General features: G+C 41.1%; 22 protein-coding genes and 1 tRNA gene. 8 read left to right on the forward strand and 15 right to left on the reverse strand.

Annotation, left to right across the window (positions count from 1 at the left end):
* Positions 1–42: 42 nt before the first annotated feature.
* Positions 43–1,983: a TonB-dependent copper receptor gene (locus I2F62_RS08460; RefSeq protein ID WP_324626580.1), complete on the reverse strand. Its 1,941-nt coding sequence runs from the start codon at positions 1,981–1,983 to the stop codon at positions 43–45.
* Between the two features lie 118 nt (positions 1,984–2,101).
* On the reverse strand, positions 2,102–2,560 hold the full coding sequence (locus tag I2F62_RS08465) for a DUF2946 family protein (RefSeq protein ID WP_324626625.1): 459 nt from the start codon (positions 2,558–2,560) through the stop codon (positions 2,102–2,104).
* 14 nt (positions 2,561–2,574) lie between these two features.
* On the opposite strand from I2F62_RS08465, the gene I2F62_RS08470 reads away from it, so the two are divergent.
* Complete coding sequence (locus I2F62_RS08470; RefSeq protein ID WP_324626581.1) at positions 2,575–3,975, forward strand: PepSY-associated TM helix domain-containing protein; 1,401 nt, start codon at positions 2,575–2,577, stop codon at positions 3,973–3,975.
* Between the two features lie 72 nt (positions 3,976–4,047).
* On the opposite strand, the gene I2F62_RS08475 is transcribed toward I2F62_RS08470, so the two are convergent.
* The gene (locus I2F62_RS08475) at positions 4,048–5,154 is read right to left on the reverse strand and encodes a transcriptional regulator (RefSeq protein WP_324626582.1); all 1,107 of its coding nucleotides are present in this window, start codon (positions 5,152–5,154) and stop codon (positions 4,048–4,050) included.
* Between the two features lie 452 nt (positions 5,155–5,606).
* Between I2F62_RS08475 and I2F62_RS08480 the strand changes: the two genes are divergently transcribed.
* The 5 genes from I2F62_RS08480 (at position 5,607) to I2F62_RS08500 (ending at position 11,693) form a co-directional block, all read left to right on the forward strand.
* Positions 5,607–6,569 (forward strand): thiamine pyrophosphate-dependent dehydrogenase E1 component subunit alpha, encoded by a 963-nt coding sequence (locus tag I2F62_RS08480; RefSeq protein WP_324626583.1) that lies wholly within the window; start codon positions 5,607–5,609, stop codon positions 6,567–6,569.
* A 15-nt stretch (positions 6,570–6,584) separates the two neighbouring features.
* Positions 6,585–7,604 (forward strand): alpha-ketoacid dehydrogenase subunit beta, encoded by a 1,020-nt coding sequence (locus I2F62_RS08485; protein ID WP_120429437.1) that lies wholly within the window; start codon positions 6,585–6,587, stop codon positions 7,602–7,604.
* Between the two features lies 1 nt (position 7,605).
* Entirely contained in the window at positions 7,606–9,150 is a 1,545-nt protein-coding gene (locus I2F62_RS08490) for a 2-oxo acid dehydrogenase subunit E2 (protein ID WP_324626584.1), read from the forward strand.
* A 10-nt stretch (positions 9,151–9,160) separates the two neighbouring features.
* Entirely contained in the window at positions 9,161–10,561 is a 1,401-nt protein-coding gene (gene lpdA / locus I2F62_RS08495; protein WP_324626585.1) for a dihydrolipoyl dehydrogenase, read from the forward strand.
* Between the two features lie 73 nt (positions 10,562–10,634).
* Positions 10,635–11,693 (forward strand): 2,3-butanediol dehydrogenase, encoded by a 1,059-nt coding sequence (locus I2F62_RS08500; protein ID WP_324626586.1) that lies wholly within the window; start codon positions 10,635–10,637, stop codon positions 11,691–11,693.
* Positions 11,694–11,799: 106 nt separating this feature from the next.
* Here I2F62_RS08500 and lptB read toward each other — a convergent pair whose 3' ends face one another.
* From lptB to I2F62_RS08525, 5 genes are read right to left on the reverse strand one after another with little or no spacing between them, the layout of a single operon-like run.
* A complete protein-coding gene (gene lptB, locus I2F62_RS08505; protein WP_324626587.1) occupies positions 11,800–12,543 on the reverse strand; it encodes an LPS export ABC transporter ATP-binding protein in 744 nt (247 codons plus the stop codon).
* On the reverse strand, positions 12,540–13,124 hold the full coding sequence (gene lptA, locus I2F62_RS08510) for a lipopolysaccharide transport periplasmic protein LptA (RefSeq protein WP_324626588.1): 585 nt from the start codon (positions 13,122–13,124) through the stop codon (positions 12,540–12,542). Before lptA ends, lptB begins: the two co-directional genes overlap by 4 nt.
* A complete protein-coding gene (gene lptC / locus I2F62_RS08515; RefSeq protein ID WP_324626589.1) occupies positions 13,108–13,656 on the reverse strand; it encodes an LPS export ABC transporter periplasmic protein LptC in 549 nt (182 codons plus the stop codon). The genes lptA and lptC overlap by 17 nt, the downstream gene beginning before the upstream one ends.
* Before the next feature lie 34 nt (positions 13,657–13,690).
* On the reverse strand, positions 13,691–14,230 hold the full coding sequence (locus I2F62_RS08520; RefSeq protein ID WP_324626590.1) for an HAD-IIIA family hydrolase: 540 nt from the start codon (positions 14,228–14,230) through the stop codon (positions 13,691–13,693).
* Positions 14,230–15,204, reverse strand: a complete 975-nt coding sequence (locus I2F62_RS08525; RefSeq protein WP_324626626.1) for a KpsF/GutQ family sugar-phosphate isomerase — start codon at positions 15,202–15,204, stop codon at positions 14,230–14,232. Before I2F62_RS08525 ends, I2F62_RS08520 begins: the two co-directional genes overlap by 1 nt.
* 208 nt (positions 15,205–15,412) lie before the next feature.
* Between I2F62_RS08525 and cysS the strand changes: the two genes are divergently transcribed.
* The gene (gene cysS / locus I2F62_RS08530; protein WP_324626591.1) at positions 15,413–16,840 is read left to right on the forward strand and encodes a cysteine--tRNA ligase; all 1,428 of its coding nucleotides are present in this window, start codon (positions 15,413–15,415) and stop codon (positions 16,838–16,840) included.
* Positions 16,841–16,902: 62 nt separating this feature from the next.
* A tRNA-Gly gene (locus I2F62_RS08535) sits at positions 16,903–16,978 on the forward strand.
* A 160-nt stretch (positions 16,979–17,138) separates the two neighbouring features.
* Here the strand turns inward: I2F62_RS08535 and I2F62_RS08540 are convergent.
* The 7 genes from I2F62_RS08540 to I2F62_RS08570 form a co-directional block, all read right to left on the reverse strand.
* The gene (locus I2F62_RS08540) at positions 17,139–17,846 is read right to left on the reverse strand and encodes a hypothetical protein (RefSeq protein WP_324626592.1); all 708 of its coding nucleotides are present in this window, start codon (positions 17,844–17,846) and stop codon (positions 17,139–17,141) included.
* Positions 17,847–18,198: 352 nt separating this feature from the next.
* Positions 18,199–20,829 carry a magnesium-translocating P-type ATPase gene (gene mgtA / locus I2F62_RS08545; RefSeq protein ID WP_420713748.1) on the reverse strand — a complete coding sequence of 877 codons (2,631 nt, stop codon included), beginning with the start codon at positions 20,827–20,829 and terminating at the stop codon, positions 18,199–18,201.
* Between the two features lie 232 nt (positions 20,830–21,061).
* Positions 21,062–21,688, reverse strand: a complete 627-nt coding sequence (locus I2F62_RS08550; protein WP_324626594.1) for a hypothetical protein — start codon at positions 21,686–21,688, stop codon at positions 21,062–21,064.
* Positions 21,689–22,174: 486 nt separating this feature from the next.
* Entirely contained in the window at positions 22,175–22,378 is a 204-nt protein-coding gene (locus tag I2F62_RS08555; RefSeq protein ID WP_324626595.1) for a hypothetical protein, read from the reverse strand.
* A gap of 283 nt (positions 22,379–22,661) precedes the next feature.
* Positions 22,662–23,399: a hydroxyacylglutathione hydrolase gene (gloB, locus tag I2F62_RS08560; RefSeq protein WP_324626596.1), complete on the reverse strand. Its 738-nt coding sequence runs from the start codon at positions 23,397–23,399 to the stop codon at positions 22,662–22,664.
* A 98-nt stretch (positions 23,400–23,497) separates the two neighbouring features.
* On the reverse strand, positions 23,498–24,421 hold the full coding sequence (locus tag I2F62_RS08565; RefSeq protein WP_324626597.1) for a CysB family HTH-type transcriptional regulator: 924 nt from the start codon (positions 24,419–24,421) through the stop codon (positions 23,498–23,500).
* A 222-nt stretch (positions 24,422–24,643) separates the two neighbouring features.
* The gene (locus I2F62_RS08570) at positions 24,644–25,183 is read right to left on the reverse strand and encodes an RBBP9/YdeN family alpha/beta hydrolase (protein ID WP_324626598.1); all 540 of its coding nucleotides are present in this window, start codon (positions 25,181–25,183) and stop codon (positions 24,644–24,646) included.
* Positions 25,184–25,368 lie beyond the last annotated feature (185 nt).

The raw sequence follows: 25,368 nt of genomic DNA on the forward strand, positions 1-25,368 counted from the left end.
CGAATCACTTGGATTCGTGGCTGTATTTAGAAGAAAACCAAATTAAAACTTCATGTTCATCCGCAACCAATAATTGCGTCCCATGTTGTTAAATTGCTCATTTGCTGCATAACCAAATGCTGCCACGCCGGCTTTATTTAAATGCTCGGCATAGCTGCGGTTAAATAAATTATCAATACCGATGGCAACATCTAAATTAGATGTGATGTTGTAGGCAGCATTGATGGCAAAGGTATTGAATGCTTTGCTTTGGCTCATGTCGTATCCGACAATATTACCTTCATTTAAGCTCACTCGATTCTGTGCGGCAACCACACGCCACAACACACCTAAGCTATATTGATCTTGGGTGTAGCGTAAGTTAAAACGCGCTTCAAGCGGTGCAATTTGTGGTAGTGGGCGATGGTCGGTGGTGTTCTGCCCCCATGCATACATGGTTGAAACATCGGCTTGGAGTTGATCGGTAAATTGATAGCCAACGCCTGCTTCTGCGCCTGCAATCACAGCATCGACATTGCGTATAGATGGAGTATGTTGATATCCCACCAAAATAAAATCATTGATTAAACCTGCATAGGCTGAAGCCCAAACGTTCCATGCTTGATGTTGCATGTTAAAACCGATGTCCAATTGGGTGGTTTTTTCGGTCTTTAAATCAGCCAGTGTTTTGCCAAGTCTTGAGGCACGTACGAATTCCCAATAATCGGGCGTGCGTTCAACATAACCAATCCCTGCATAGGTTTTTAAATCATATTGAGGGAAGCTATTTTCAAGACGAATAAATCCACTTGGATTGGTTTCAGTTCTGTTTTGGTTGTTTTTGTTATTGTTAAATTCCACATGATCCAGCCGTGCGCCAGTCACTACATTTGTGCTATCGCTGAGGGCATAATTCCATTCGCTAAAGGCGCCATAAGACTGAAAAGCCAAACTTTTGCGACCATTGTTGACGTGTTGATTGTGTTGACTGTCGAGCCCAGACACAATGCTGAGTTTGTCCCATGTGGTGGTTATTGCAGTGCGTGCATTTAAGGTACGCCGTGACACTTCAGAGGCCATACCACGCATAACAGGGGTGCGTAAGCTAAAATTGTCCATAATATGGTCGTTGTAATTGTAGTCAATTTGCGCTTCAATTTTTGTAATGACATCGCTAATGTTTTGTTGTTCGGCATGTAAACCTAAGCTTTGTCGTTTAAATTGTGCGCCGTCCATGCCACGTCCTGCATAAGCTGCATTACCATCACTAGTGCCACCACGTAATTCAAGCCACGTATCTTGAGTGGGTTTCCAGCCCAAAGCTAAATCTGCATTCCATTTTTCCCAAGAGGAATGCACGCTGTTGCCATGACCATCTTGATAGTCATTCGACACAGAACGATTGGCATTCAGGCGTGCATATAAATCATCGCGACCAACTGCTGTTTCAAGATTATGATCCACCCGTCCATAACGACCGACTAAAACACTGGCTTGACCTTGAAGGTTTTGATTCGGCTGAAAATGTACTGGTTTGCGCTTAAAAAGCACCGTTGCCGCCGAACCTGTATTGGCATATTGCACGGTTTCAGGGCCTTTAATCACAGTAATTTGGTCGTAACTTTCTGGGTTAATATAAGAAGTTGGCGCATCCATCCGCCCGGGGCATGCACCTAAATTTTCGGTGCCATCGGTTAAAATTTTAATTCTTGAACCGAACATGCCGCGGAAAGTCACGTCGCCATTGCTTCCGCCATTACGAATGGCATTAAAGCCCATGATGCTTTGTAAATAATCTGCGCCATCCGTTGCAGGCACGGGTTGAATCGGTTGCTTCGGATCAGCCTGAATCATCAGCCCATTCGAGAGGTGATCATTTTGCGAGGTCACCACAATTGGCGTTAAATTGTGCGTTGGGGCATCTTCTGCATGGGAGAATGCAGGATTGATGCTAAGCAATAATGCTGCGGCTAAAGGTTGTAATAAAAATTGTGGTCGAGTCATGACGATTTATCTCAAAACATAAATATGCGCTACGCAGAAAAAACGCGTAGAAATACAGCACATTGCCAAATAAAAATTGACAACGTGTTAGGTCAGAAGCTGACCTTAAAAGCAATATTTAGGCGTAAAGCGGCGGGGCTCGACCTTGAGGACACAGAAATAAACGACGTAAATCAAAGAAAACATAGGCCAATGTCGCCAATAAAATAAGGCGAACAAGTAGCGCGATTTCAATTAAATCGAGGTTGATTTCAGTGAGAGGTGATAATTGATGGTAAAGCTGACAAAAATGACAGTGTTTAAGCATATCGTCATGTGTTGACGATGTTTTCATTTTGCTCATGTCATGCTGCATGTCTTGCATCATCATGTGATGTTCGGACATTGACATGCTGTGTTGGTCTAAAGCAACACTAATCTCTGCACAGACGAGATTGGATTGCATGGTTTTAGGCATCGCAATTTGCCAAAACACAAGGTTTTGTAACAAAAGTGCCAGTAGGCCAAACGTGAATCCAAATTGCCGCATTGAGGGAAGAAAACTTAATTTAAACTTAAAACGGTGTGTAGGGTACATGAACTTGTTAAGATATGCCATCTTTGGGTTTAGGCATTGTAGGGTCTATGGATAAAAAATCGGCAAGAACGCCCATTTTTCGTCAATTATTACAGATGTTGCATGTGCAAGTCGGTGTATTGGTTGCGCCATTTATTTTTATTGCTGCACTAACAGGGCTGTTGTATGCCTTAACGCCACAAATTGAAAATAGTATTTATCAGCAGCAATTATTTGTCGATCAAGTCAAAAAAAACGCAGCACAACCGCTAAGCGCACAAATTCGTGCAGCGCAACATTTTTTACCTGAACGGGCGCAAATTGTCGCAGTACGTCCGGCAGCAACTTTGAATGCAACCACCCGAATTATTTATTTGGATGTTCATCAACCTGAACAAACCATCGCACTGTTTGTGAATCCTTATACTTTGGCGGTTCAAGGGCGTTTGCCCGTATATGGCACCAGTGGCGTATTGCCCATGCGCACCTTTTTAGATAATTTACATCGTAATTTATTGATAGGGACGTATGGCCGTGCCTATAGCGAACTGGCGGCCAGTTGGTTAGGTGTTTTAGCGCTGACGGGTTTTTTACAATTGTACCGTAAGCGTAAAAAAAAGACTCAACATCAAAGCAATGTCACATCAAAACAGTGGCACAGCTGGGTGGGTTTGGCTTTTTTCCCGATGCTGATTTTTTTCTCTGCTACGGGTTTAACATGGTCAAATTGGGCGGGGGCGAATATTGCCAAATTTCGTCATTGGGCCAATAGTGATACCCCAAGTTTAAATACACAATTGCATACATTGGCTGGACAAAGCAGCACACTTGTAGATGCACACGCCGAACATCATATGCACATGCAGATGGCACAGCAAAATCTGATAGATCCTAACCAGTTCGATGTCATTCAACAGCTTGCACGTCGGCAAGGCTTAAACGCAGCGGCCTTGCAAATTAAACCGAATATTGAAGCCAACCAAGCATGGACAGTTGAAGAAATTCAGCACAAATGGCCAATTAAAATTGATGCTTTGGCCATTGATATGCAGCAACTCAAAGTGGTTGATCGCCTGCATTTTAAAGATTTTCCACTTTCGGCAAAGCTGACCCGCTGGGGAGTTGATGCGCATATTGGGGTGTTGTTTGGCTGGATTAATCAGTTGATTTTAATCTTTAGCGCGACTGCAATTTTGCTGTTAATTGCTTTGGGATATTACAGTTGGCTAAGTCGTGTTGAGGTCAAGAAAACCTTGCAAAATGCGCCGCGTTTGTGGATGTCGCTTTGGCAGAAGGCGACAGCTTTACAATGCGGTATCGCACTGGTTGTTTTAATAGCGCTATATTTTATAGTGCCTGTTTGGGTGGTCAGTTTGGTGTTACTGCAATTCTTATGTTGGATAGGTACAAAGCTAACTAGAAATCAGATAAGTTGATTAGTTTATGATTTATAGGGAATAAACTTTGCTAAGCATCACATCGCATTTTACAAACTTCACTTTTGTAGATTAAACATCTTGCAATTGTTGTTGCAATAACGATGTTCGATAAGGACTATCTTCAGGTAAAATCTCGAGTAAACGTTCGATGGCGTCTATCCGTTCGGGGTTGTGTTGTATCAACTTAAATAATAGTTCTGGGTTAGTACAATGATAAATATGATGACTTAAGCGTGCATCGAACGCGTCACGCCAAGCGCGTAAAAAAGGGCTTTCGGTTTTTGTTAAAAAGCTTCCTCGGTACAGATGAACAGCTGTTTGTAAGTAACCTGCATTAAGTGCACGTTCTGCACGTAAAAAATCGCATTCTAATTCGCAGTTGAGTCTGTAACAGCGCGGCTGAATTTTGCCATTGAGTAGAGTGCGTAACTGTGAAATTTCAGCTTTAAGCGTGGTTAGGCTCACTTCTCGGTCGCCATATAGCGCATAATGTAATTCATCTAATTGCATACCCAATGGGCATAAAGCCAAAATAGCTAAAATTTCAATTTGGCGGTGGGTGAGTGTGAGCCGGTTTTGATTAAAGGTAATAATAGGCGTGCCAAAAACTTGCATGGCTAAAGTATCTTGTTGTTGATGTTGTAACACTTGGCTTAATAGCTGCACACAACGTTCAACTGCCAGTTTACCTAAATTGCTATGTTTGGTGTATTGAGTTGAAAGATTCAGAATGCCGTAATATTGCTGTGTATTGGGGTCAATAATTGGAGTGGCATAACAGACCCAATCTTGCACACTATTCATCTTATTTTCATTGGAATAAACACAACTGGTTTGCTGCGTATTTAGTGCAACGCCAATGGCATTGGTCCCAACAGACTGAGTAGACCATTGCCCGCCTTCAACAAAATGGACTTGTTCTGCCGATGAGCGCATGCTCTGGCTACTCCATGTCCAAAGTAAGGTGCCAAAGGTATCTGTAATGCCCATAGCCATATCGGCTTCCTGCGCAATTTGCGACATCATGGTTTGACTTTGATCAATTGTGCGTCCGAACAGCGAACATTGCCAGTCTTGCTCAAGTGATAAAAGAGGTGCAGCCGTGGGCAAGACCTCATCTACTTTAGGTGGGGTGATAGGTGTGATTTGTGTAAAAGAGCTTGGCTTTAAATCCATGATGGCTTCCTTTTTTATGCTACAACCGTTCACTTAAATCCTTTAAGTGAGCCGAAATGATGGCGATTTTTATTTTTGCATATTTAAAACAACCCTTCAGATGATTTTATTTAAGCAATAGTCTAGTTGAAAGACATTGGCAAATTGAATCAAAAAATGTTTCTAAAAGTGGTGAGATTGTAGCTAAATTTTTATGTTTTTTAACTTTGATAAAAATGGTGCGCAAGTTTAAAGAATAAAGGTTGGTTAAAAGTTTGTTTTGCACTGGAATTTATCTTTAATAAAAAATTACATTTAAATAAAAATATCAAAAAATCAATATATTATTTAAGTTTTATACCTTTGTAGCAGCGCTTTATTTTATTAGTCTAATATCCAAGAAATAAAAAATATTTTTAGATTAAGTGGATGCTTGGACGACATCACTTAGATCAAAAAATAAGGAAATGAGTATGCAGCTTACTGAAGAACAATTGCTTGCCGCATATAAACGCATGCGAGATATTCGTGAATTTGAAGACCGTCTTCATGAAGAAAATAATACAGGGGATATTCCCGGGTTTATTCATCTCTACAGTGGTGAAGAAGCGGTAGCCGTTGGAATCTGTGAAAATCTCACCGATCAGGATTACATCACCTCAACCCATCGTGGGCATGGGCATTGTATTGCCAAAGGCTGCGATATTCACGACATGATGCTAGAAATTTTTGGCAAAGATGCAGGATTGTGCCGAGGAAAAGGCGGATCAATGCATATTGCCGATTTGGACAAAGGCATGCTTGGTGCCAATGGCATTGTGGGTGGTGGGCCACCGCTTGCGATTGGGGTAGCCTTGACGGCAAAAACATTAAAAACAGGTGGTGTTGGTTTGTCTTTTACAGGAGATGGTGGATCGAATCAGGGCCTGACTTTTGAAGCAATCAATATGGCCGTTGTCTTAAAACTACCTGTGATTTTTATTTTTGAAAACAATGGATTTGGTGAAGGTACTTCACACGATTACGCCGTAGGGAGTAAGGATATTGCAGGACGTGCCGCAGGTTTTGGCTTACCCGCCGAAAAAGTGGATGGCACAGATTTTTTTGCAGTTTACGCTGCTGCGCAAAAGGCGATTGAACGCGCCCGCCGTGGTGAGGGGCCAAGTGTCATTGAAACGGTCACCAATCGGTTCTATGGACATTTTGAAGGCGACCCAGGACTCATCCGTTCCAAAGATGAAATTGATTATGTGAAGGAACATAAAGATCCGATCAAGATTTTCCGTGAAAAAGTGAAGGGCCAGATTGATGAAGCCAAATTGGATGCCATTGACGCTGCTTCAAAAACCAATGTTGATGATGCTGTAGCCAAAGCGCGTGCAGCAAAATATCCAGAAATCTCTCAACTTTTAACAGATGTCTATGTCTCTTACTAAAGGAATAGTAACGAAATGCCAAATAAAAGTTATCGAAATGCCATTAAAGAAGCCATTGAGCTAGAAATGCGACGTGATCCGACCGTGATTGTGGTGGGTGAAGATGTCCGTGGCGGGCATGGCGGAAAAAATACAGATGAAAATAAGCTGGAAGGTTTTGGTGGTGTATTGGGTGTAACCAAAGGGTTGTGGACTGAATTTGGTTCTGAACGTGTGATTGATACCCCGATTACCGAATCTGCCATTATTGGAATGACCGCAGGCGCGGCAGCAACAGGCTTACGCCCAGTTGCAGATTTAATGTTTATGGATTTTTATGGTGTCTGTCACGACATGCTCTATAACCAAGCCGCCAAATTCCGTTATATGTTTGGTGGTAAAGCCAAAGCACCTATGGTGGTGCGTGGTATGATTGGTGCTGGTTTCTCAGCAGCAGCACAACATTCCCAGTCACCCTATAATGTCTTTGCATCTGTACCTGGTTTAAAGGTGGTGGTGCCATCGAGTCCTTACGATGTAAAAGGTTTATTGATTCAAGCCATTCGAGATGATGATCCGGTTGTGTTTTGTGAACATAAACTCTTGTATGACATCAAGGGTGAAGCACCGGATGAAGCTTATACCATCCCATTTGGAGTGGCCAATTATACCCGTGAAGGCACAGACGTCACCATTATTGCATTGAGTCTGATGGTTCATCGTGCCAATGAAGTTGCAGACAAACTCGCCAAAGAAGGCATTTCTGTCGAAGTGGTCGATCCACGTACCGTTTCACCATTGGATGAAGATGGGATTTTAGAATCCGTTGCAAGCACAGGTCGTGTGGTGATTGTGGATGAATCAGCAGCACGCTGCGGTTTCGGCCATGATGTTGCGGCACTTATTGCACAAAAAGGTTTTCACTATTTAAAAGCACCGATTGAACTGGTTACACCGCCACATACGCCAATTCCTTTTTCACCAGTACTTGAAAAAGAATGGATCCCAAGTGTCGAGCGGATCGAACAAGCGGTCAGAAAAATACTGGAGGCTTAGGATGAGCGAAATTAAAACACTAGAAATCCCGAAATGGGGATTGTCCATGGAAGAAGGAACAGTCGCACAGTGGTTGATCGAAATCGGTACGAGTTTCAAAAAAGGCGATGAAATTTGTGAAATTGAAACCACTAAAATTGTAAATGTCTTGGAAGCACCTTTTGATGGTACGTTGCGTCAGATTCTAGCACACGCAGGAGATACGCTGCCTGTAGGTGGCTTGATTGCCATTTGTGCCGAAGCTGATGTTTCTGATACCGAAATTCAAAATTTCGCCCAGAATTTAAATGGTACCCAGACAGCGAATACTGCAACAGAGGCTAAAGTCATCACAGCTCAAACCCCTGAAGTTGATCAATCGCCAGTAGTGGACAGTCCATCTCAGCCTCAGAGTATTGTTGAAACCAAACCAAAGACTGCGCCAAAAGACGGTGTTGTGATTCCAGCAGCGTTACAGGGCTTTAAGGCATCAGATGTATTTACTACGCCACATGCATTAAAACTTGCAGAGAAACACAATATTGATCTTGCTCAAGTGACGGGTACAGGTCGGTTGGGTCGCATTAGCGTGCAAGATTTGCAGTCTGTGGTACAAGCAGCAGGTGGTCAATGGGTAGAAATAAAACGTCAGGGCAGTCACAAAGCAATCAAATCGAACGCTGATGATCGGCATATAGCTGCAACACCTGTCGCACGCCGTTTAGCGCAAAAATGGGGAATTAACTTAAATGATTGCCGAGTTTCGGGTACTCGGGGGCGTGTCTGTAAAGAGGATGTAGAAGCGGTTTATTATCGTGAACATCCTGTAGTCGATACAGCCACACCAGTTCGTTGTTCTGAAACGTCAGTTGAGCTAAATCCTGTCAAAGCTGTAGCGATGAATGCGATGCGTAAGGCCATTGCTTCAAGATTACAATTGGCAAAACGTAATGCACCTCATTTTCGTTTAAGCATTGACGTCAATGTTGAAGCTCTGCAAGCTTTACGCCAGCAGATCAACGATACCGTGCCCCAGCTCAAGCTATCGATGAATGATATGTTGATTAAAGCCACTGCCGCAGCACTCATTAAAGTGCCAGAAGTTAATGTGCAATATGATGAAGAAAAACAGCAGATTTTACAGTTTAAAGATGCGGATATCTCGGTTGCAGTTGCTATTGAAAATGGACTCATCACACCGATTGTAAAAGCCGCCAATCAAAAATCACTCGCCACAATTTCGACTACGATGCGAGATCTGGCAACCCGAGCCAAAACAGGTAAGCTTCAGCCTGATGAGTTCCAAGGTGGCAGCTTTAGTATTTCTAATTTAGGCATGCTCGGCATCAAAAACTTTGATGCGATTATCAATCCGCCACAAGGTGCGATTATGGCACTGGGCGGTGCAGAGGCACGTGCAGTCGTTGAGCAAAATCATATTGTGATTCGGCAGGTGATGACGGTCACACTTTCTTGTGATCATCGCGTCATTGATGGTGCTTTGGGAGCTAAATTTTTGGCAAACTTCAAGCAGTTTGTCGAAAACCCTGCTTTGATTTTGGTGTAGGAGGATAAGCATGTCAGACACACAATTTGACCTTGTGGTGATTGGTGCTGGTCCTGGAGGTTATGTGGCTGCGATTCGAGCAGCCCAACTGGGTCTAAAAACAGCGCTTGTCGAAGCGACTCATCTGGGAGGTATTTGTCTAAACTGGGGATGTATACCAACCAAGGCATTATTGGCGGGTGCTGAGCTTACGCATCAGTTTAAACAGGCTTCGCAGTTTGGATTTGAGCTCGGAGATATCAATTTTGATTTAACGAAATTGGTTCAACATAGTCGTCAGGTTTCAGCGCAATTGGTGCAGGGGATTGAGCACTTACTGCGTAAAAATCAGATCAGCGTATTTTATGCCAAAGCCCGATTTATTGCCAAAGAATGCTTAGAGTTGGTTGATGCACAACAGCAGAAACGGACCATTCGTGCCCCGCATATTATTGTGGCAACAGGGGCACATGCAGCTTCACTTCCTCAGATTCCAAACGATGGGGAATATGTCTGGACTTATAAAGAGGCATTGCAACCCAAGCAACTCCCCAAGTCGTTACTGGTCATTGGTTCTGGTGCGATTGGTAGTGAATTTGCGAGCCTGTATCAGGATTTAGGCAGTCAGGTGACATTGGTCGATCTTGCCAAGCAGATTTTACCCACCGAAGATCATGAAGTTGCAGCGTATGTACGAAAGCAGTTTGAACAAAAGGGCATGTATATTCTGACAGAAAGTACTGTAGAGCATTTGGACGTTCGTGATGGAAAGGTACATTGTGAAATAAAAGGGCCTTCTGGCGTTCAATCCTTTAGCTTTGACCATGTGCTCTCAGCCATCGGTGTTAAACCGAATACACAGAGTTTAGGTCTGGAGCAATTGGGCATGGTATTTAACAATGGATTCATCCAGACAGATGAATGGTGTCGAACCAATGTTGTCGGTATTTATGCGATTGGCGATGTTGCTGGTGCACCGTGTTTGGCACACAAAGCCAGTCATGAAGCCATAGTCTGTGTAGAGAAAATTGCGGGTATCGCAGGTGTTCATCCACTGAATCGGCTGCAAATTCCAGCTTGCATTTTCACCCATCCTCAAGTTGCCAGTATTGGATTGACTGAGCAGCAAGCCAAAACACAAGGCAAACAAATTCATATCGGAAAATTTCCGTTGTCTGCCAATGGTAAAGCGATTGCACTAGGGCAAACCGCTGGTTTTGTTAAAACAATTGTGGATGTGGAATCTGGCGAGTTACTCGGTGCGCATATGGTGGGCCATGAAGTCACAGAGCAGATACAAGGTTATGCCATCGCACAAGCCCTTGAAGCAACCGATGAGCATTTGGCGCAGGTGATTTTCCCGCATCCAAGCTTGTCTGAAGCCATGCATGAGTCTATTCTAGCATCTATGCAACGGGCAATTCATATCTAAAACAATGACCGTTACCGTTGTGAGATGCTGTACCACTTCATGTATTTCAACATAATTTAATAGGAATATAACAATGAAAGCAGCACGTTTTTATGATCGTGGGGATATCCGTATTGAAGATATTCCAGAGCCTGAAGTAATAGCTGGAACTGTAGGCATACAGGTGGCTTGGTGTGGGATTTGTGGCACAGACTTACACGAGTTTATGGAAGGTCCAATTTTTATTCCGCCATGTGGGCATCCACATCCTATTTCGGGAGAATCGGCACCGATTACCATGGGGCATGAATTTTCGGGTGTGGTCTATGCTGTAGGTGAAGGTATAGATGATATTAAAGTTGGACAGCATGTGGTGGTCGAGCCTTATATCGTGGCCGATGATGTTCCAACTGGCCCTGGTGAAAACTATCATCTTTCTAAAAATATGAACTTTATTGGTTTGGGTGGTCGTGGCGGCGGACTATCAGAAAAAATTGCAGTTCAGCGCCGTTGGGTGCATCCAATATCGAATGCAATTCCACTGGATCAGGCCGCATTAATTGAACCACTTTCTGTAGGGCACCATGCTTTTGTACGTAGTGGTGCCAAAGCGGGTGATGTGGCACTGGTGGGCGGTGCAGGCCCAATTGGTTTATTGCTCTCTGCTATTTTAAAAGCCAAAGGTTTAACGGTGATTATCACTGAGCTGAGCAGTAAGCGAAAAGAAAAAGCCAAAGAATCGGGCGTTGCGGACTATATTCTCGACCCAACGCAAGTCGATGTGATTGCAGAAGTTATGAAAATTACGCAGGATAAAGGTGCAGACGTTGCCTTTGAATGCAGCAGTGTGAATAAAGTATTAGACACATTGGTTGCCGCCACCAAAGCAACGGGCGTGATTGTGATTGTTTCAATCTGGAGTCATCCTGCAACTGTGAATGTGCATAGCGTGGTGATGAAGGAGTTAGATATTCGCGGAACGATTGCGTATGTGAATGATCATCAGGAAACCATTAAACTGGTTGAAGAAGGCAAAATTAATTTAGAGCCGTTTATTACTCAGCGTATTCAATTAGACGATTTAATTTCTGAAGGATTTGAAACGTTAATTCATAATAATGAATCGGCAGTTAAAATTATTGTGCAGCCGTAGTTGCATCAAAAATGAAAAAAAGCTGATGTTTAACATCAGCTTTTTTTATACCAATCATCTTTTAAAACAGTGGTTTAAATCTGTAAAATTTTAACTTTGAAGGCTATTAAACTTTAAAGTCATCGCCCAAATAGACTTCACGTACGATTGCATTTTCTAGTACTTCTTGCGGAGAACCTTCTGCAATGACGGCACCTTCACTGACAATATAGGCTTTTTCACAAATGGCTAAAGTTTCACGGACGTTATGGTCGGTAATTAATACGCCAATGCCACGAGATTTTAGGTTTTGGATAATATCTTTAATGTCGCCAACCGAAATTGGATCGACTCCTGCAAAAGGTTCATCAAGCAGCATAAATTTTGGATCGGCTGCAAGTGCGCGTGCAATTTCAGCACGACGACGTTCACCACCCGAAACACTCATGCCTAAAGAATCTTTAATATGCCCGATTTTAAAATCTTCCAACAATTCTTTGAGTCGCTGTTCGCGTTGGGTTTTATTGAGCTCTTTACGAGTTTCCAAAATCGCCATGATGTTTTCACCAATGGTCAATTTACGGAAAATAGAGGCTTCTTGGGGTAAATATCCAATGCCTTTTTGTGCACGTTCGTGCATGGCAAAATGCGACAAGTCTTGATCATCTAAATGAATTTCGCCTTTATCCATACGCACAAGGCCAACCACCATATAAAAGCTGGTGGTTTTACCTGCACCGTTTGGGCCCAATAAGCCCACAATTTGTCCACTTTGAATTTCAAACGAAACGTCTTGAACGACCCAGCGCTTATTGTAGTTTTTGGCAAGGTGACGAATACACAACGTTTGTGGTTGTATTACTTCACTCATTTACTTTTTGCTCCTGGTGTTGCAACCGAGCTATTAGGTGGAATGACAATTTGCACACGACCACTATTTTGCGATGGATTCGTCGAGGTCGCTGTGCCTTTTGATGAACCACCAACTGCTTCAATATCGCCTTTGTTCATGCTGTAGCGTAAGGTTGCACCGCGAACACTGGCACCATCCTGATCGACAAACGCATTCCCCGTTAAGGTAATAATGCCTGTGTCTGCGTTATACACAATTTTTTGCGCTTCGCCTTTGGCAAAACCTTTATTTGGATCGGTTTTTTGTTGGAAGCGGGCAGGGCGACCATTGGCTGTCACAACGCTCATTTGGCGGTTTGAGTTCAGCTGAGCCGTAACCGTATCTGCTTGAAGTTTCATCGAACCTTGTTCAACCACAACATTGCCAGAATAAGTGGTATAACCTGTTTTGTCGTTATAAGTCGCACGGTCTGCAACCAATGAAACAGGTTGGTTACGGTCGGTTGGCAAAGCAAATGTCGACATTGCAGCACAAGATAAAGCACCTAGTACGGCAACATTTAGGAAAGCTTTAGGCAGAAATTTAAGATTTTGGAACATACTTTCCTCGAATATTGAAAAACTCATATTGTCCTGTGATTAAATCAGCTTTAAGCCCTTGACTGATAAATTGGCTCTGAGGTGAGTCGACATTCACAACATGATTTGTTTCGATTTGTTTCGTTTTGGGATAGCCCGTTAATTGATCTGTGGTTAAAGTCATAATGCCTTGCGATGTATTTCTATGTGAAATCACCTGACCTGAAAGCACAATCTTTTCGTTGTTATTAAAACCTTGCGCTTTAGATGCATAATAGTCAGCATCTTGTTGACCTTGATTATAAGTCACCGCTTTAAAGTTTGATAACTCAGAGGCATTGTTGAGCTTATTTTGCGACATCTCATCTGCAGAGGCGCGCGCAGATAAATGACCATGAACATCTGTTTGTGTCATTTTGATTTCTTTTGCTGCATAGGTCAGATTTTGGGTGGGATTATTATCCAACCTTTTGCTCTTTCCGCTGTAGTAATAGTAACCACCGCTTACGGTCGCAACCACAAGGGCAACTATATATAAACTTCTTGTATCCATAAGCGTAGTGTATCAAACAAATTTCAGTTAAAGATTAATGAGGTGTTGCTAAATATGTTTCAAGCAAGTCGCTATACACATCTTTTGCTTGTAACAGCATGTCACAGACTTCACGTACAGCACCACGACCGCCCATAGCTTGGGTGACTAAGTCGGCACGTTTGCGCACTTCTACGTGACCATTCGGTACCGTAACTTTCATGCCTGCAATAGCAAATGCAGACAGGTCGGGCCAATCATCGCCCATATATAAGCAATCTTCAGGATTCAAGTTGAGGCTGGCACAGGCTTCACGCAGCGCAGTGCCTTTATCTTCTCGACCTTGAAACACTAAATCTACGCCTAAATCAGACATGCGTTTTTCAACAATATTACTTTTACGTCCGGTAATAATAATAACTTTTAAACCCGCTTTTTGTATCAATTTCATGCCTAAACCGTCACGAATATCAAACGATTTAATCTCATCGCCGGTATTGGTGAGGGTAACAAAGCCATCGCTTAAGATACCATCGACATCTAAAACCAGTGCTTTTATATCGCGTGCTTTTTCAAGCAAAATATAAGAGGCCATTACGCAACTCCTGCGGCAATTAAGTCGTGCATACCAATCACGCCAATGACTTTGTTGTTAGAATCCGTCACGACAAATTGGTTAATTTTTTTATCGCGTAATTGCTCTAAAGCTTCAACCGCACGGATATGTTCTTGAATAGTGGCAGGATGTTTAATCATAACTTCAGAAACTGGCAATGACACATCAAAACCTTGCTGGCGGTCAATTAAGCGACGTAAATCACCATCGGTAAAAATACCCAATAAGTGGTCGTTTTCATCGACTACGGTGGTTAATCCTAAGCGTTTATCACTAATTTCATAAAGCACTTGGTTCATTGGTGTATTGGGGTGAACTTTTGGCAATTCTGCGCCCGTGTGCATTAAATGTTTTACGTGCAATAACAAACGTTTGCCCAAGGCGCCAGCAGGATGAGAACGTGCAAAATCATCCGATGTGAAACCGCGGGCATCGAGTAGAGCCACCGCCAAAGCATCACCTAAAACCAGTGTTGCGGTGGTGCTTGACGTTGGGGCTAAACCGAGTGGGCAGGCTTCATGTGCCGCACCTAATGTAAGCGCAACATCGGCGTTTTGTGGCATTGGGCCAGTGTCGTTGGCGCTAATGGTAATTAAAGGAATGCCTAAATGTTTGATTAAAGGCATCAGCATCATAATTTCGTCGCTTTTACCCGAATTAGAAATGGCAATTAAAACATCCCCTTTAACCAGCATACCTAAGTCGCCATGACCAGCTTCGCCCGGATGCATGAAAAAAGAAGGTGTGCCCGTTGATGCAAAAGTTGCCGCCATTTTACGGCCAATATGCCCAGATTTTCCCATGCCTGTAATAACGAGACGACCTTTACATTGCAAAATAATATTGCAAGCGTGGGTAAAGCGTTCGTCAATTTGTTCGCTTAAAATATCGAGGGCATTTTTTTCAATATTAATCGTTTCTCGTGCGACTTTTTTGAAATCAACAGAATTGATTGTTTGTGGAAAATTCAAAGCGGATTACCTTTAAACAGAGGACGGCATTGATGCTGCAATAATGAATGACATCTTATCATAGTTCCGCCAAAGTCACGTTTTCAAATGTTATTTTCACAAGCATATATTTTTTTAGCATAAAACTTGGTGAAGATTAGGCGCATCAGTTATGATATTAGCCTATCTTTGTTGGGTGTTTAAAAGACGTATGCAACCTTTTGTTTTATATAACTCTGAGCAACGCAAAAAAGTTGAATTTGTACCAAAAAAAGCCGGGCAAATTGACATGTATGTGTGTGGCATGACGGTTTATGACTATTGTCATATTGGACATGCGCGAGTCATGGTTGCATTTGACTATATTATCCGCTTTTTGCGTAGCCAAGGTTGGCAAGTCAAATATGTACGTAACATTACCGATATTGACGATAAAATTATCCAACGTGCCAATGAAAATGGCGAAACGATTCAAGCGCTGACCACACGCTTTATTGATGCAATGAACGAAGATGCACATCGTTTAGGCTGTGCTGACCCCGATGAAGCGCCGAAAGCGACCGATTATATTGACCAAATGCAAAGTATGATTGGCACATTGGTCGATAACGGCAGCGCCTATGCGGCAAATAATGGTGATGTGTACTTTAAGGTTGACCAATTTAAACCGTATGGTCGCTTGTCGGGGCGTAAATTAGACGACATGCAAGCAGGTGCCAGTGAACGCGTTGATGTGGAAGTTCAGAAAAAACATCCGTTCGACTTTGTGCTTTGGAAACGTGCCAAAGACAACGAGCCGGCATGGAATTCGCCGTGGGGCAATGGTCGCCCGGGTTGGCACATTGAATGTTCGGCAATGTCGACTTGCTGCTTAGGAAATCATTTCGATATTCATGGTGGCGGATCGGATTTGTTATTTCCACATCATGAAAATGAAATTGCGCAAAGTGAAGCGGCAACAGGCGAACAATATGTGAATTATTGGATGCATGTTGGCTTTATTAATGTTGATGGCGAAAAAATGTCTAAATCGTTAGGCAACTTTTTTACCATTCGTGATGTGATGGAAAAGTTCCATCCTGAAGTGATTCGTTACTTTATTGTGTCATCGCATTATCGTAGCCCAATTAATTTCTCTGACTTTGCGTTAAAAGAAGCGAAAACTTCATTAAGCCGTTTTTATCATTCATTTAAAGCCTATCAACAACGCTTTGGGGTGGAACAACATCCAACCCATCCTGTTTATGAAGATTATATCGCGCGTTTTAATGCCGCTATGTCGGATGATTTTAATACTGCAGAAGCTTTGGCGGTTTTATTTGAACTGAATAAAGAGTTAAATCGTGCTTTAAAAGAAGAGCAAGATGAAGCGGCGCATATTGCTTTTGCAACATTGCGCTATTTAACTGCCATTTTAGGCTTGGTTCAGCATGATGTTGACGAGTTTTTGAGGTCGGATATTGGCCAAAGCGCGTTAAGTTTGTCTGATGCAGATATCGAAGCATTAATTCAGCAACGTAGTGATGCTAAAAAAGCCAAAGATTTTTCCGGTGCTGATGCGATTCGTCAGGATTTATTGGAAAAGGGCGTTGTGTTAGAAGATACCCGTCAAGGCACTTTGTGGCGACGTGCTGATTAATTCAGCAGTTGATTAAGGTTGGGCTTGACTCGAATTTAAATCTCTTTATAATGCGTCCTATTGCGGGAATAGCTCAGTTGGTAGAGCACAACCTTGCCAAGGTTGGGGTCGCGAGTTCGAGTCTCGTTTCCCGCTCCAAAATTTAAAAAACCCTAATCGAAAGATTAGGGTTTTTTATTGGCTGTGTTTTAAAGAGTATGCTGAAAGAAAAACAGGTAAGTATTTAATACTCTAGGGCAATGATAATGGCTTCTTTCAATCCCAAAAAAATACAACATGGGCAAAGTCGGGCAAATTATTATTTATTATTACAAACATTCGTATCTTCACAGCGAATCCAACCAATGATTGGTTTTTTATTTCTTCCTGCATAGGAAATATTAAGCCATCTTGATGTTATATCTATAATTTTAAATTTATCACCAGAAATTAGATAAGCTATTTTTTTTGAATTTAACCTAGCATCTTCATAAATTTCAGTCTTGTTTTTTACAATTCCATCATTGAGTTGATTGTTGAACCAAATTTTAAAAAAATTAGAGTTTAAATCTTTTTCAACATTATTGGATGTTTTATATGGGAATGCGTATACAACTTTCTTGGTATGTATATCAATAAGATCACCGCCACCACCCAAAAAGTTAGATATTTTTTTATCAAATGTACATTCTTTTTTACATTGATAAACGTAATTTAAATGGTATTTACCAGCGTAATTTATTTTATTGGTTTCATCTCTATAGTCTTCACTATATTTAAGTGATATGAATATATATCTTTCATCTTTTATGTTTTTTAAAAAAACAAAATCAATTTCAGGAATATCATTCGGAACTTCGAATTTATCTAATAAATATTTTTTTTTGTTGCAGTCACTTTTATATATAAATAATGAACTATTTTTAACTTCTGATTTAATGCAAATATTATCAGTTAATGGATAATCTTTCGCATAACTATTGCATAATACAAAAAACAAGATACTAAATAGTAAGAGTTTTTTCATGATTTAAATGCTCAATATTTTTCAATAAATTTCTTCGTTATAGATTTTTTAACTATTTTTCTTTCCACTAACTTCATAGTTCCTCCATTAACTAAAAGTATCTGTCATTATACTATCCGAATTAACGTGTATTGTCTCACTTGCAGTAAGCTTACGAATCGCACCATTTTTTTATTTGTTCAACAAAGCCTATTTAAAACTGTTTCGTTGATATCTAAAAACATTTGGCAATATCAATATATGTTATTTCAGCCCAAGTCTGTAACACATGATTGATACTGCCATTGAAAAGTAATGTATCTAACTAAAAATATCGCAATTTAGCTGATAAAAAATTGCGTTATATTGGCCGTTATTGCCATCCATAGCGGCGAATATACATGCGTTTAATGAACTGAGTCACGCACATATAAGCCATTAAGATAAACGGTAAATATAAGAAATAAGTGACAGGCAATGCTTGTAATTTAAAATAATGTGCAAATTGCCCCATCGGTAAAAAGATACCAATTGCACAAATCATCACCGTCATTAGTAGTAAGGGCAATGCTGCACAGCTTTGAATGAAAGGAATCTTTTGTGTACGAATCATATGTACAATCAGCGTTTGTGTAAGTAACCCAACCACAAACCAACCTGATTGAAACAGCGTTTGTTGTTCAGGTGTATTAGCATGGAATACGAACCACATTAAACAAAAGGTTAAAATATCAAATACTGAACTGATTGGGCCAAAAACCACCATAAAGCGTCCAACATCCGAAGGCTGCCAGCGTTGAGGCTTTTCAAGTTGTTCTTCATCCACATGGTCAAATGGAATGGCAATTTGCGAAACATCATACAGTAAGTTCTGAATCAGTAAGTGAATTGGTAACATTGGTAAAAATGGAATAAATGCACTAGCAACCAAGACCGAAAAGACGTTTCCGAAGTTTGAACTTGCAGTCATTTTGATATATTTGAGCATATTGGCAAAGGTGCGACGACCTTCAATAACGCCATTTTCCAGCACCATTAAACTCTTTTCGAGGAGAATTAAATCGGCAGATTCTTTGGCGATATCCACCGCAGTGTCGACCGAAATACCAATATCAGCTGCGCGAATGGCCGCTGCATCGTTAATACCATCGCCTAAGAATCCGACAACATGGCCATTGGCTTTGAGTTGATCTACAATACGTTCTTTATGAATTGGGCTGAGTTTGGCAAAGATGGTATGTTCTTCAACCGCTTGTTTTAACTCTGCATCGGTAAGTTGTTCAATAGTGCCTCCCAATAAAACTTGCTCATGGGCAATACCAATTTCACGGCAAATTTTTTGCGTCACAAACTCATTATCACCAGTCAGTACTTTAACTGCGACACCATAGGCATGTAATTTTTCTACCGCAGGTCGAGCGGACTCTTTCGGTGGATCAAGAAAAGTTAAATAGCCAATTAAGGTTAAATTACATTCGTCTTGAACCGAAAAAGTATCTTGGTCGGCATCAAACTGGCGATAAGCCACTGCAACCACACGTAAGCCTTCGCGGTTGTAGTTCTGTGTGATTGTTTCAATTTCACTTTGAATTTGTGCAGTTAATGGCTGTACTTTGCCTTGAATTTCCACATGTGAACATGCTTTTAAAATTTCTTCTACCGCACCTTTGGTGACCATGCGCACTTCTTTTTGCGGGGTGCGAACAACCACTGACATGCGACGACGTTCGAAATCGAACGGTACTTCATCTAGCTTTTTATAACGCAGTTTCTCAAAGGTCATTTCTTGGTCAACCGCTTCAAGTACGGCAACGTCAAGTAGGTTTTTCAGCCCAGTTTGATAGTAACTGTTTAAAAAGGCTTGCATTAATACGTCATGTGATTTTTGACCATAAATATCGACATGGTGTGATAAAAATATTTTATCTTGGGTTAACGTACCGGTTTTATCAGTACATAACACATCCATCGCACCAAAGTTTTGAATGGCATCTAGGCGTTTTACAATGACTTTTTTACGAGATAAAAATACCGCGCCTTTGGCTAAAGTTGAGGTGACAATCATCGGTAGCATTTCTGGGGTTAACCCCACCGCTACAGACAGCGCAAATAGTACAGCCTCGCCCCAATCGCCTTTGGTAAATCCATTAATAAACAGAACCACGGGTGCCATGACCAGCATAAAGCGAATAAGCAACCAACTGACTTTATTCACACCGAGTTGGAAGGCGGTAACAGTATGATCTGTTGCGGTTACACGATGCGCCAATGCACCAAAATAGCTTTGAATTCCAGTGCTGACCACGACTGCACGCGCAGTACCAGATACAATATTTGTGCCCATAAAGAGTAAGTTGTCTAGCTCTAATGGTGAATCAATATTGGCATTTTTTTGTGTTGCATATTTTTCAACAGGCATTGATTCGCCAGTCATTGCCGCTTGTGAAACAAATAAATCTTTTGCGGTTAAAATTCGGCAATCGGCCGGAATCATATCACCGGCAGAAAGTAAAATAATGTCGCCAGGGACTAAATATTGAATCGGAATTTCAAATTGAATGTCTTTTAATTTTGACATTTCAACCTGATACCGCTGCTTCAATAAGGTTTGATCGGCATAGCTGATTTGGCTACGTAATACCATTGCTGTATTGGTGACCATGGCTTTGAGCGCATCGGCAGCTTTATTTGATTTTGCTTCTTGCCAATAACGCAATAACGTTGAAAGTAAAACCATCAGGCTGATAATGCTTGCACCCGTTGCATCATCGGTTAAATAAGCCACCAATGCCAATAGGCTCAATAAAATATTAAATGGATTGCGATAGCAGTACCATAAATGTTGCCACCACTGTAACGGTTTTTCTTGAGCAACTTCATTGAGCCCAATCGTCCGTTGTTTATCATAGGCTTGTTTTTCAGTCAGGCCATCTGCTTGCGTGTATAAGCGTGTTAAGACTATGTCTACATCGGCTTGTGCATAGTCTTTTAAATGCTGTGTCAATGCTTGACCAATTTGCTGTGCATGGCTAGATTGGCGTAATTCTTTAAATGAACGATGACGTTCAAAAAAGCGCTTAAAGTGAAAAGTGTTTAAAAAACGAGTAAAAAGACGTTGCCATAGATCATATTTCATTCAAGATCTCCTTTTTCAGGCATACGAAGTCCAGACTCTATTTAAGTAAAAATAAAGCCAGCTAAAAAACTAAAAGTTTGAAGTGAGTTTGGGAGAAAACTTAAGGTGTAAAACTCAGTCCGAAGCCAAAGAATCGCTGTCGGAAATCGTTTAAACGTTGGCCAAATGAGGCCTCGAGGGTGAGTAAATCTGGAATAACGGTATAGTGCAATACGGTTTGTGCGATAGGGGCTTGTCGATCTTGATTAAAAGCTTCAAGGCTCATGCTAGTTTTTGGTGTAATAGCGAAGTTAGTCGCCAAACTCCAACGCAGCAAGTTCGGTTGATCTGCTGAATGTTGATAGCCGATATTGCTATAAATATGCAGTCGGTCGTCTAAGGCAGCCCATTCAACTGGTACATTCAAGAACCAATCATTGTGTGTGCCAGTGACAGTTTGCGTTTGAGAAAATAGTAAGCTTGTCGCAATGCCCCAACCATCCATTGGCTTGAGTACAGTTTTTAATTGTGCTGACCAAGTGGTTTCAGTTGAATGTGAGTCGGTTGCGCTATAAGCAATAGAAGACTCGACCCCTGTAAGTAACTGACAGGCGGTATTCACTTGATAGACTGTATCTGCTTGTTTAGCAGAGACAATCGCTGATTCAAGTTGGCAATGATGTGCCGCGACAATTGCGGTGTCATCCGTATTGAGTAACGGACTTGCTTTTGCATATTGAGTCAGCAAAAGAAAGATCCATACACAAACATATGGCAAACTAAAAAGTTTTAATATGGAAGCATGTAATAACATTGGCTTCTCCCCGATTTGAGGAGGCCTAAGCGGGCGTATTGCATAGACACTATACAAGTGCGGCTGCAAAAAATAGATTTAAATATAAAGGTGCTGACAAGCTATCTCGTTGCAAGATAGCCGCCCTAAGTTGACGTACTTGCTCAGATAATAGGTTGTGTAATCGCTTTACAGTATAACCTCGAACAACTTCCCACTTAGGGTCTCCTCGTATTGAATTTGCGCGTAGTATATATTTGTTTTTTGAATTTACAAGTCTTTTAATCAATCAGCGCGTAAATTTTACTAGCCATAAAAAAGACTTCTCGAATGAACGAGAAGTCGAATAAAAAATAAATGGTGTTATATCAGGACTAAAAGTAATTCTGAAAAATAAAAATGATATTGTTTCCGTGCTTATATCATTAAGGGCAAATCTAATTAGGCTTTTAAGTGATCTTCAAATTCCTCACCTAGTTGAATTGCCAATGTATTACCAGATAAATCGCAAGTAACTAAGCCATATTCCTTTTTAAAGCTAAAGGTAAAACCTTTATTGTCGGCTAGATTTTTTACAGAATAGCCTAACTTTTCTAACCAAATACGAAAAGCTCTGAGGTTTTTGGCTTTAACAACTTTTTTCATGGCGAATCCTTTTTTGTCTTAACAGTTATTAGTATTTATAAGGATAGGGCATGACTTTTTAAAGGGTAACTACGTGAATAATTTTTAATAATGATCAAAAAAAGTATTAGGAATGTAACTGAAGCATGGACACGCAATTCTTTTTAAACACTCAAAGTACATAAAAATGAGATAAATAATAGGTTAAGTTGTTGAAAATTAGGTTTTTATTTAAAATATTGATTCAGCCAGCGTCATGCGTAGCTCAATCAATATTTAGGCGTAACTGAAGTCTAATTTTTGTTTATGCTAGATCTTTAAGTTGGCGAATGCGGGTAAATTCTTCTAAAGAGTTGGCTCTTAAAAAGGGGTTGGTGGCTAATTCTACAGCAACGGTTGTAGGTAGGGTGATTTGATTTAACATGCGTAAAGATTCAACATGATCGAGCCGTTCTTGTAGGGCAAGATTGTGTGGCTCAATGCCAATAGCAAATTGGGCATTGGCAAGGGTGTATTCGTGCGCACAATATAGTTCGGTCTTTTCAGGTAATGCAGCAATGCGGTTTAAAGAATGAAACATTTGTTCAAAAGTGCCTTCAAAGACGCGGCCACATCCCATAGCAAAAATACTATCGCCAACAAACGCCGAATGGATCTGCTCACTATAATAGATGATATGCCCCAAGGTGTGCCCGGGCACTGCAATCACATCAAGCTCTAATTCATGAAATTTAAATGTTTGCTCGTTATGCAGTGGATGCGAAAGAAAAGGAATTTTACTTAATTCTTCGCGCGGGCCATAAATCGGTAAATTAGGCTGTTCATTTAGCAAAGTGGGTACTGCACCAATATGGTCTTTATGCCAATGGGTAAGCCAAATTTGAGCCAAATTTAACTGATTTTGCCGGCAATAATCTAGAACTAAATGTGCTTCGGTTGGGTCGATAACCGCGACATCTTGGCTAGCAAGGTGTTCAACTAACCAAATATAATTTTTTAAGTTATTTTTTACATCAATAACATGAATTTTATAGTCAGACATCTATGGAGTCCTTATTGGCGATGGCGCTTATAGACCTAGTTTAACCGAGCAATAAAAAAGCCTCTAATGCTTTTAGAGGCGAAGTTAAAATTTTTGAATTAATCTTCAGGATATGCCTGTTTTTTTAATTGCGCGATATTGGCTTCAGGCGAACACAGGGAAATAAACGCATAGCCATAGCCACGCAGTAAATGTCCTTTGCGTACCGCAAGCCATGTGGTATTGGTGCCGAATAAATCGGTTTTAATTTGTTTTAAATGCGCATCACGGATTGGGTCGTAAGCGACATCGTGCACAATGCCAATGCCCATATTCAGTTCAACATAGGTTTTAATCACATCTGCATCGAGTGCTGACATTACAATATCGACATCTATATTGGCTTCATCAAAAGCACGGTCAATTTTAGAGCGACCTGTAAAACCACTATGGTAAGTAATAATTGGATGTTGAGCTAAATCGTCTAAGCCAATCTGTTCTTTGTGGCTTAAAGGATGATGCTCTGGGGTAATAATACTGTGTTGCCATGTGTAGTAGGGTACGCTGGCTAAGTTTTCTTCGGTGGTCAGAGATTCTGTTGCAATCCCAATATCGGCCTCGCCACGCAGCAGCATTTCGGTAATTTCATTTGGGCTTGCTTGTTGTAGTACCAAATGCACCTTAGGAAATTCTTTTTTAAATAAGTTTACAATGGGTGGCAGCACGTAGCGCGCTTGTGTGTGGGTTGTGGCAATGGTTAAGGTGCCTTCATCGACTTTATTAAAATCGTCGGCAAGGCGTTTAATGTTATCGGCATCGACCAGCATTCTTTCTACAATGCCAAGTAAAGATTGTCCCGGTTCGGTTAAACCCAACAAGCGTTTGCCTTTACGCACAAACAGTTGTACGCCAAGCTCATCTTCTAAATCTTTAATGTGTTTGCTGACCCCTGATTGCGAGGTGTACAGCGCCGCAGAAGCTTCGGTTAAATTAAAATTCTGTCTAACCGTTTCTCGAATAATTCGTAATTGCTGAAAATTCATAACAGGGTACTAACCTAATGTCGTTTTAAAGGGAGATTTCTGGTATTTCAACTGCAATATATGCAAATCAATACAGTTGTTTTGAATAAAATTGTTAATGCTAAGCTTAACTTGTTTTAACTCATTCAGTCTTACAATTGCAAATAGATCAACTCGGCACAGCAAGCGCAATTACCTGTTGAATCGCGCGGTGCATATTGATTTGAATCGGTCGGCTGATCATTAAAGATTCAAATAAGGCAGAATTTGTGGAAACGGGCCAAAGCCAGAGGCAACATTAATATGTCCGACTGAGCCAAGATTCACACTCGGAATATTCCAACATTTCGCCCATACCATTGCATCATCCAAACCAAGCCAAGAATCATTTTCACTAATAAGCATTACGCTCTCGACAGTCATGTTCATCGTTTTAAATACATGCTGATAATTGGCTTGCCCAATTTTTGCAAATCCAGATTCGTCAAAACGATTGGGATTTGCAGGTGCCACAAGAATCAGTTTAGATATTTTGCTTGTAAGTTCAGGGTGTTGTGCCAGCGCAGCAAGACTGGTCAGGCAGCCAAAACTATGTGCAATTACTTTAATCGGTGCATCAATATTTTGAACGGCTTTGACCCAGTTAGACACCCACTCGCTTAAAATTGGGCGATCCCAATCTTGCTCGACGCGCGAACTCTGTTTAATCTGAGTTTGTAACCAAGATTGCCAGTGCTCGGCATCACTACCGCCAACCCCAGGAACAATCAAATGATGCGTCATCTTGTGAACTCCAACTTTCTATTTCTTTTGCAACAGGTTGTTTATTCAAGTTGAGCAAAGGTTTAAAAAAATATTTAATGCAAATGTCATGCATACACTGAATAAAAGTACATTAAAGCTGGATTTTCAATGGATTGAACAGCATTTTATTTTTCATCCTCTGTAGATGCTCATTGTTGGCATGA

Source organism: Acinetobacter sp. MD2(2019) (assembly GCF_035615615.1).
Lineage (GTDB): Bacteria > Pseudomonadota > Gammaproteobacteria > Pseudomonadales > Moraxellaceae > Acinetobacter.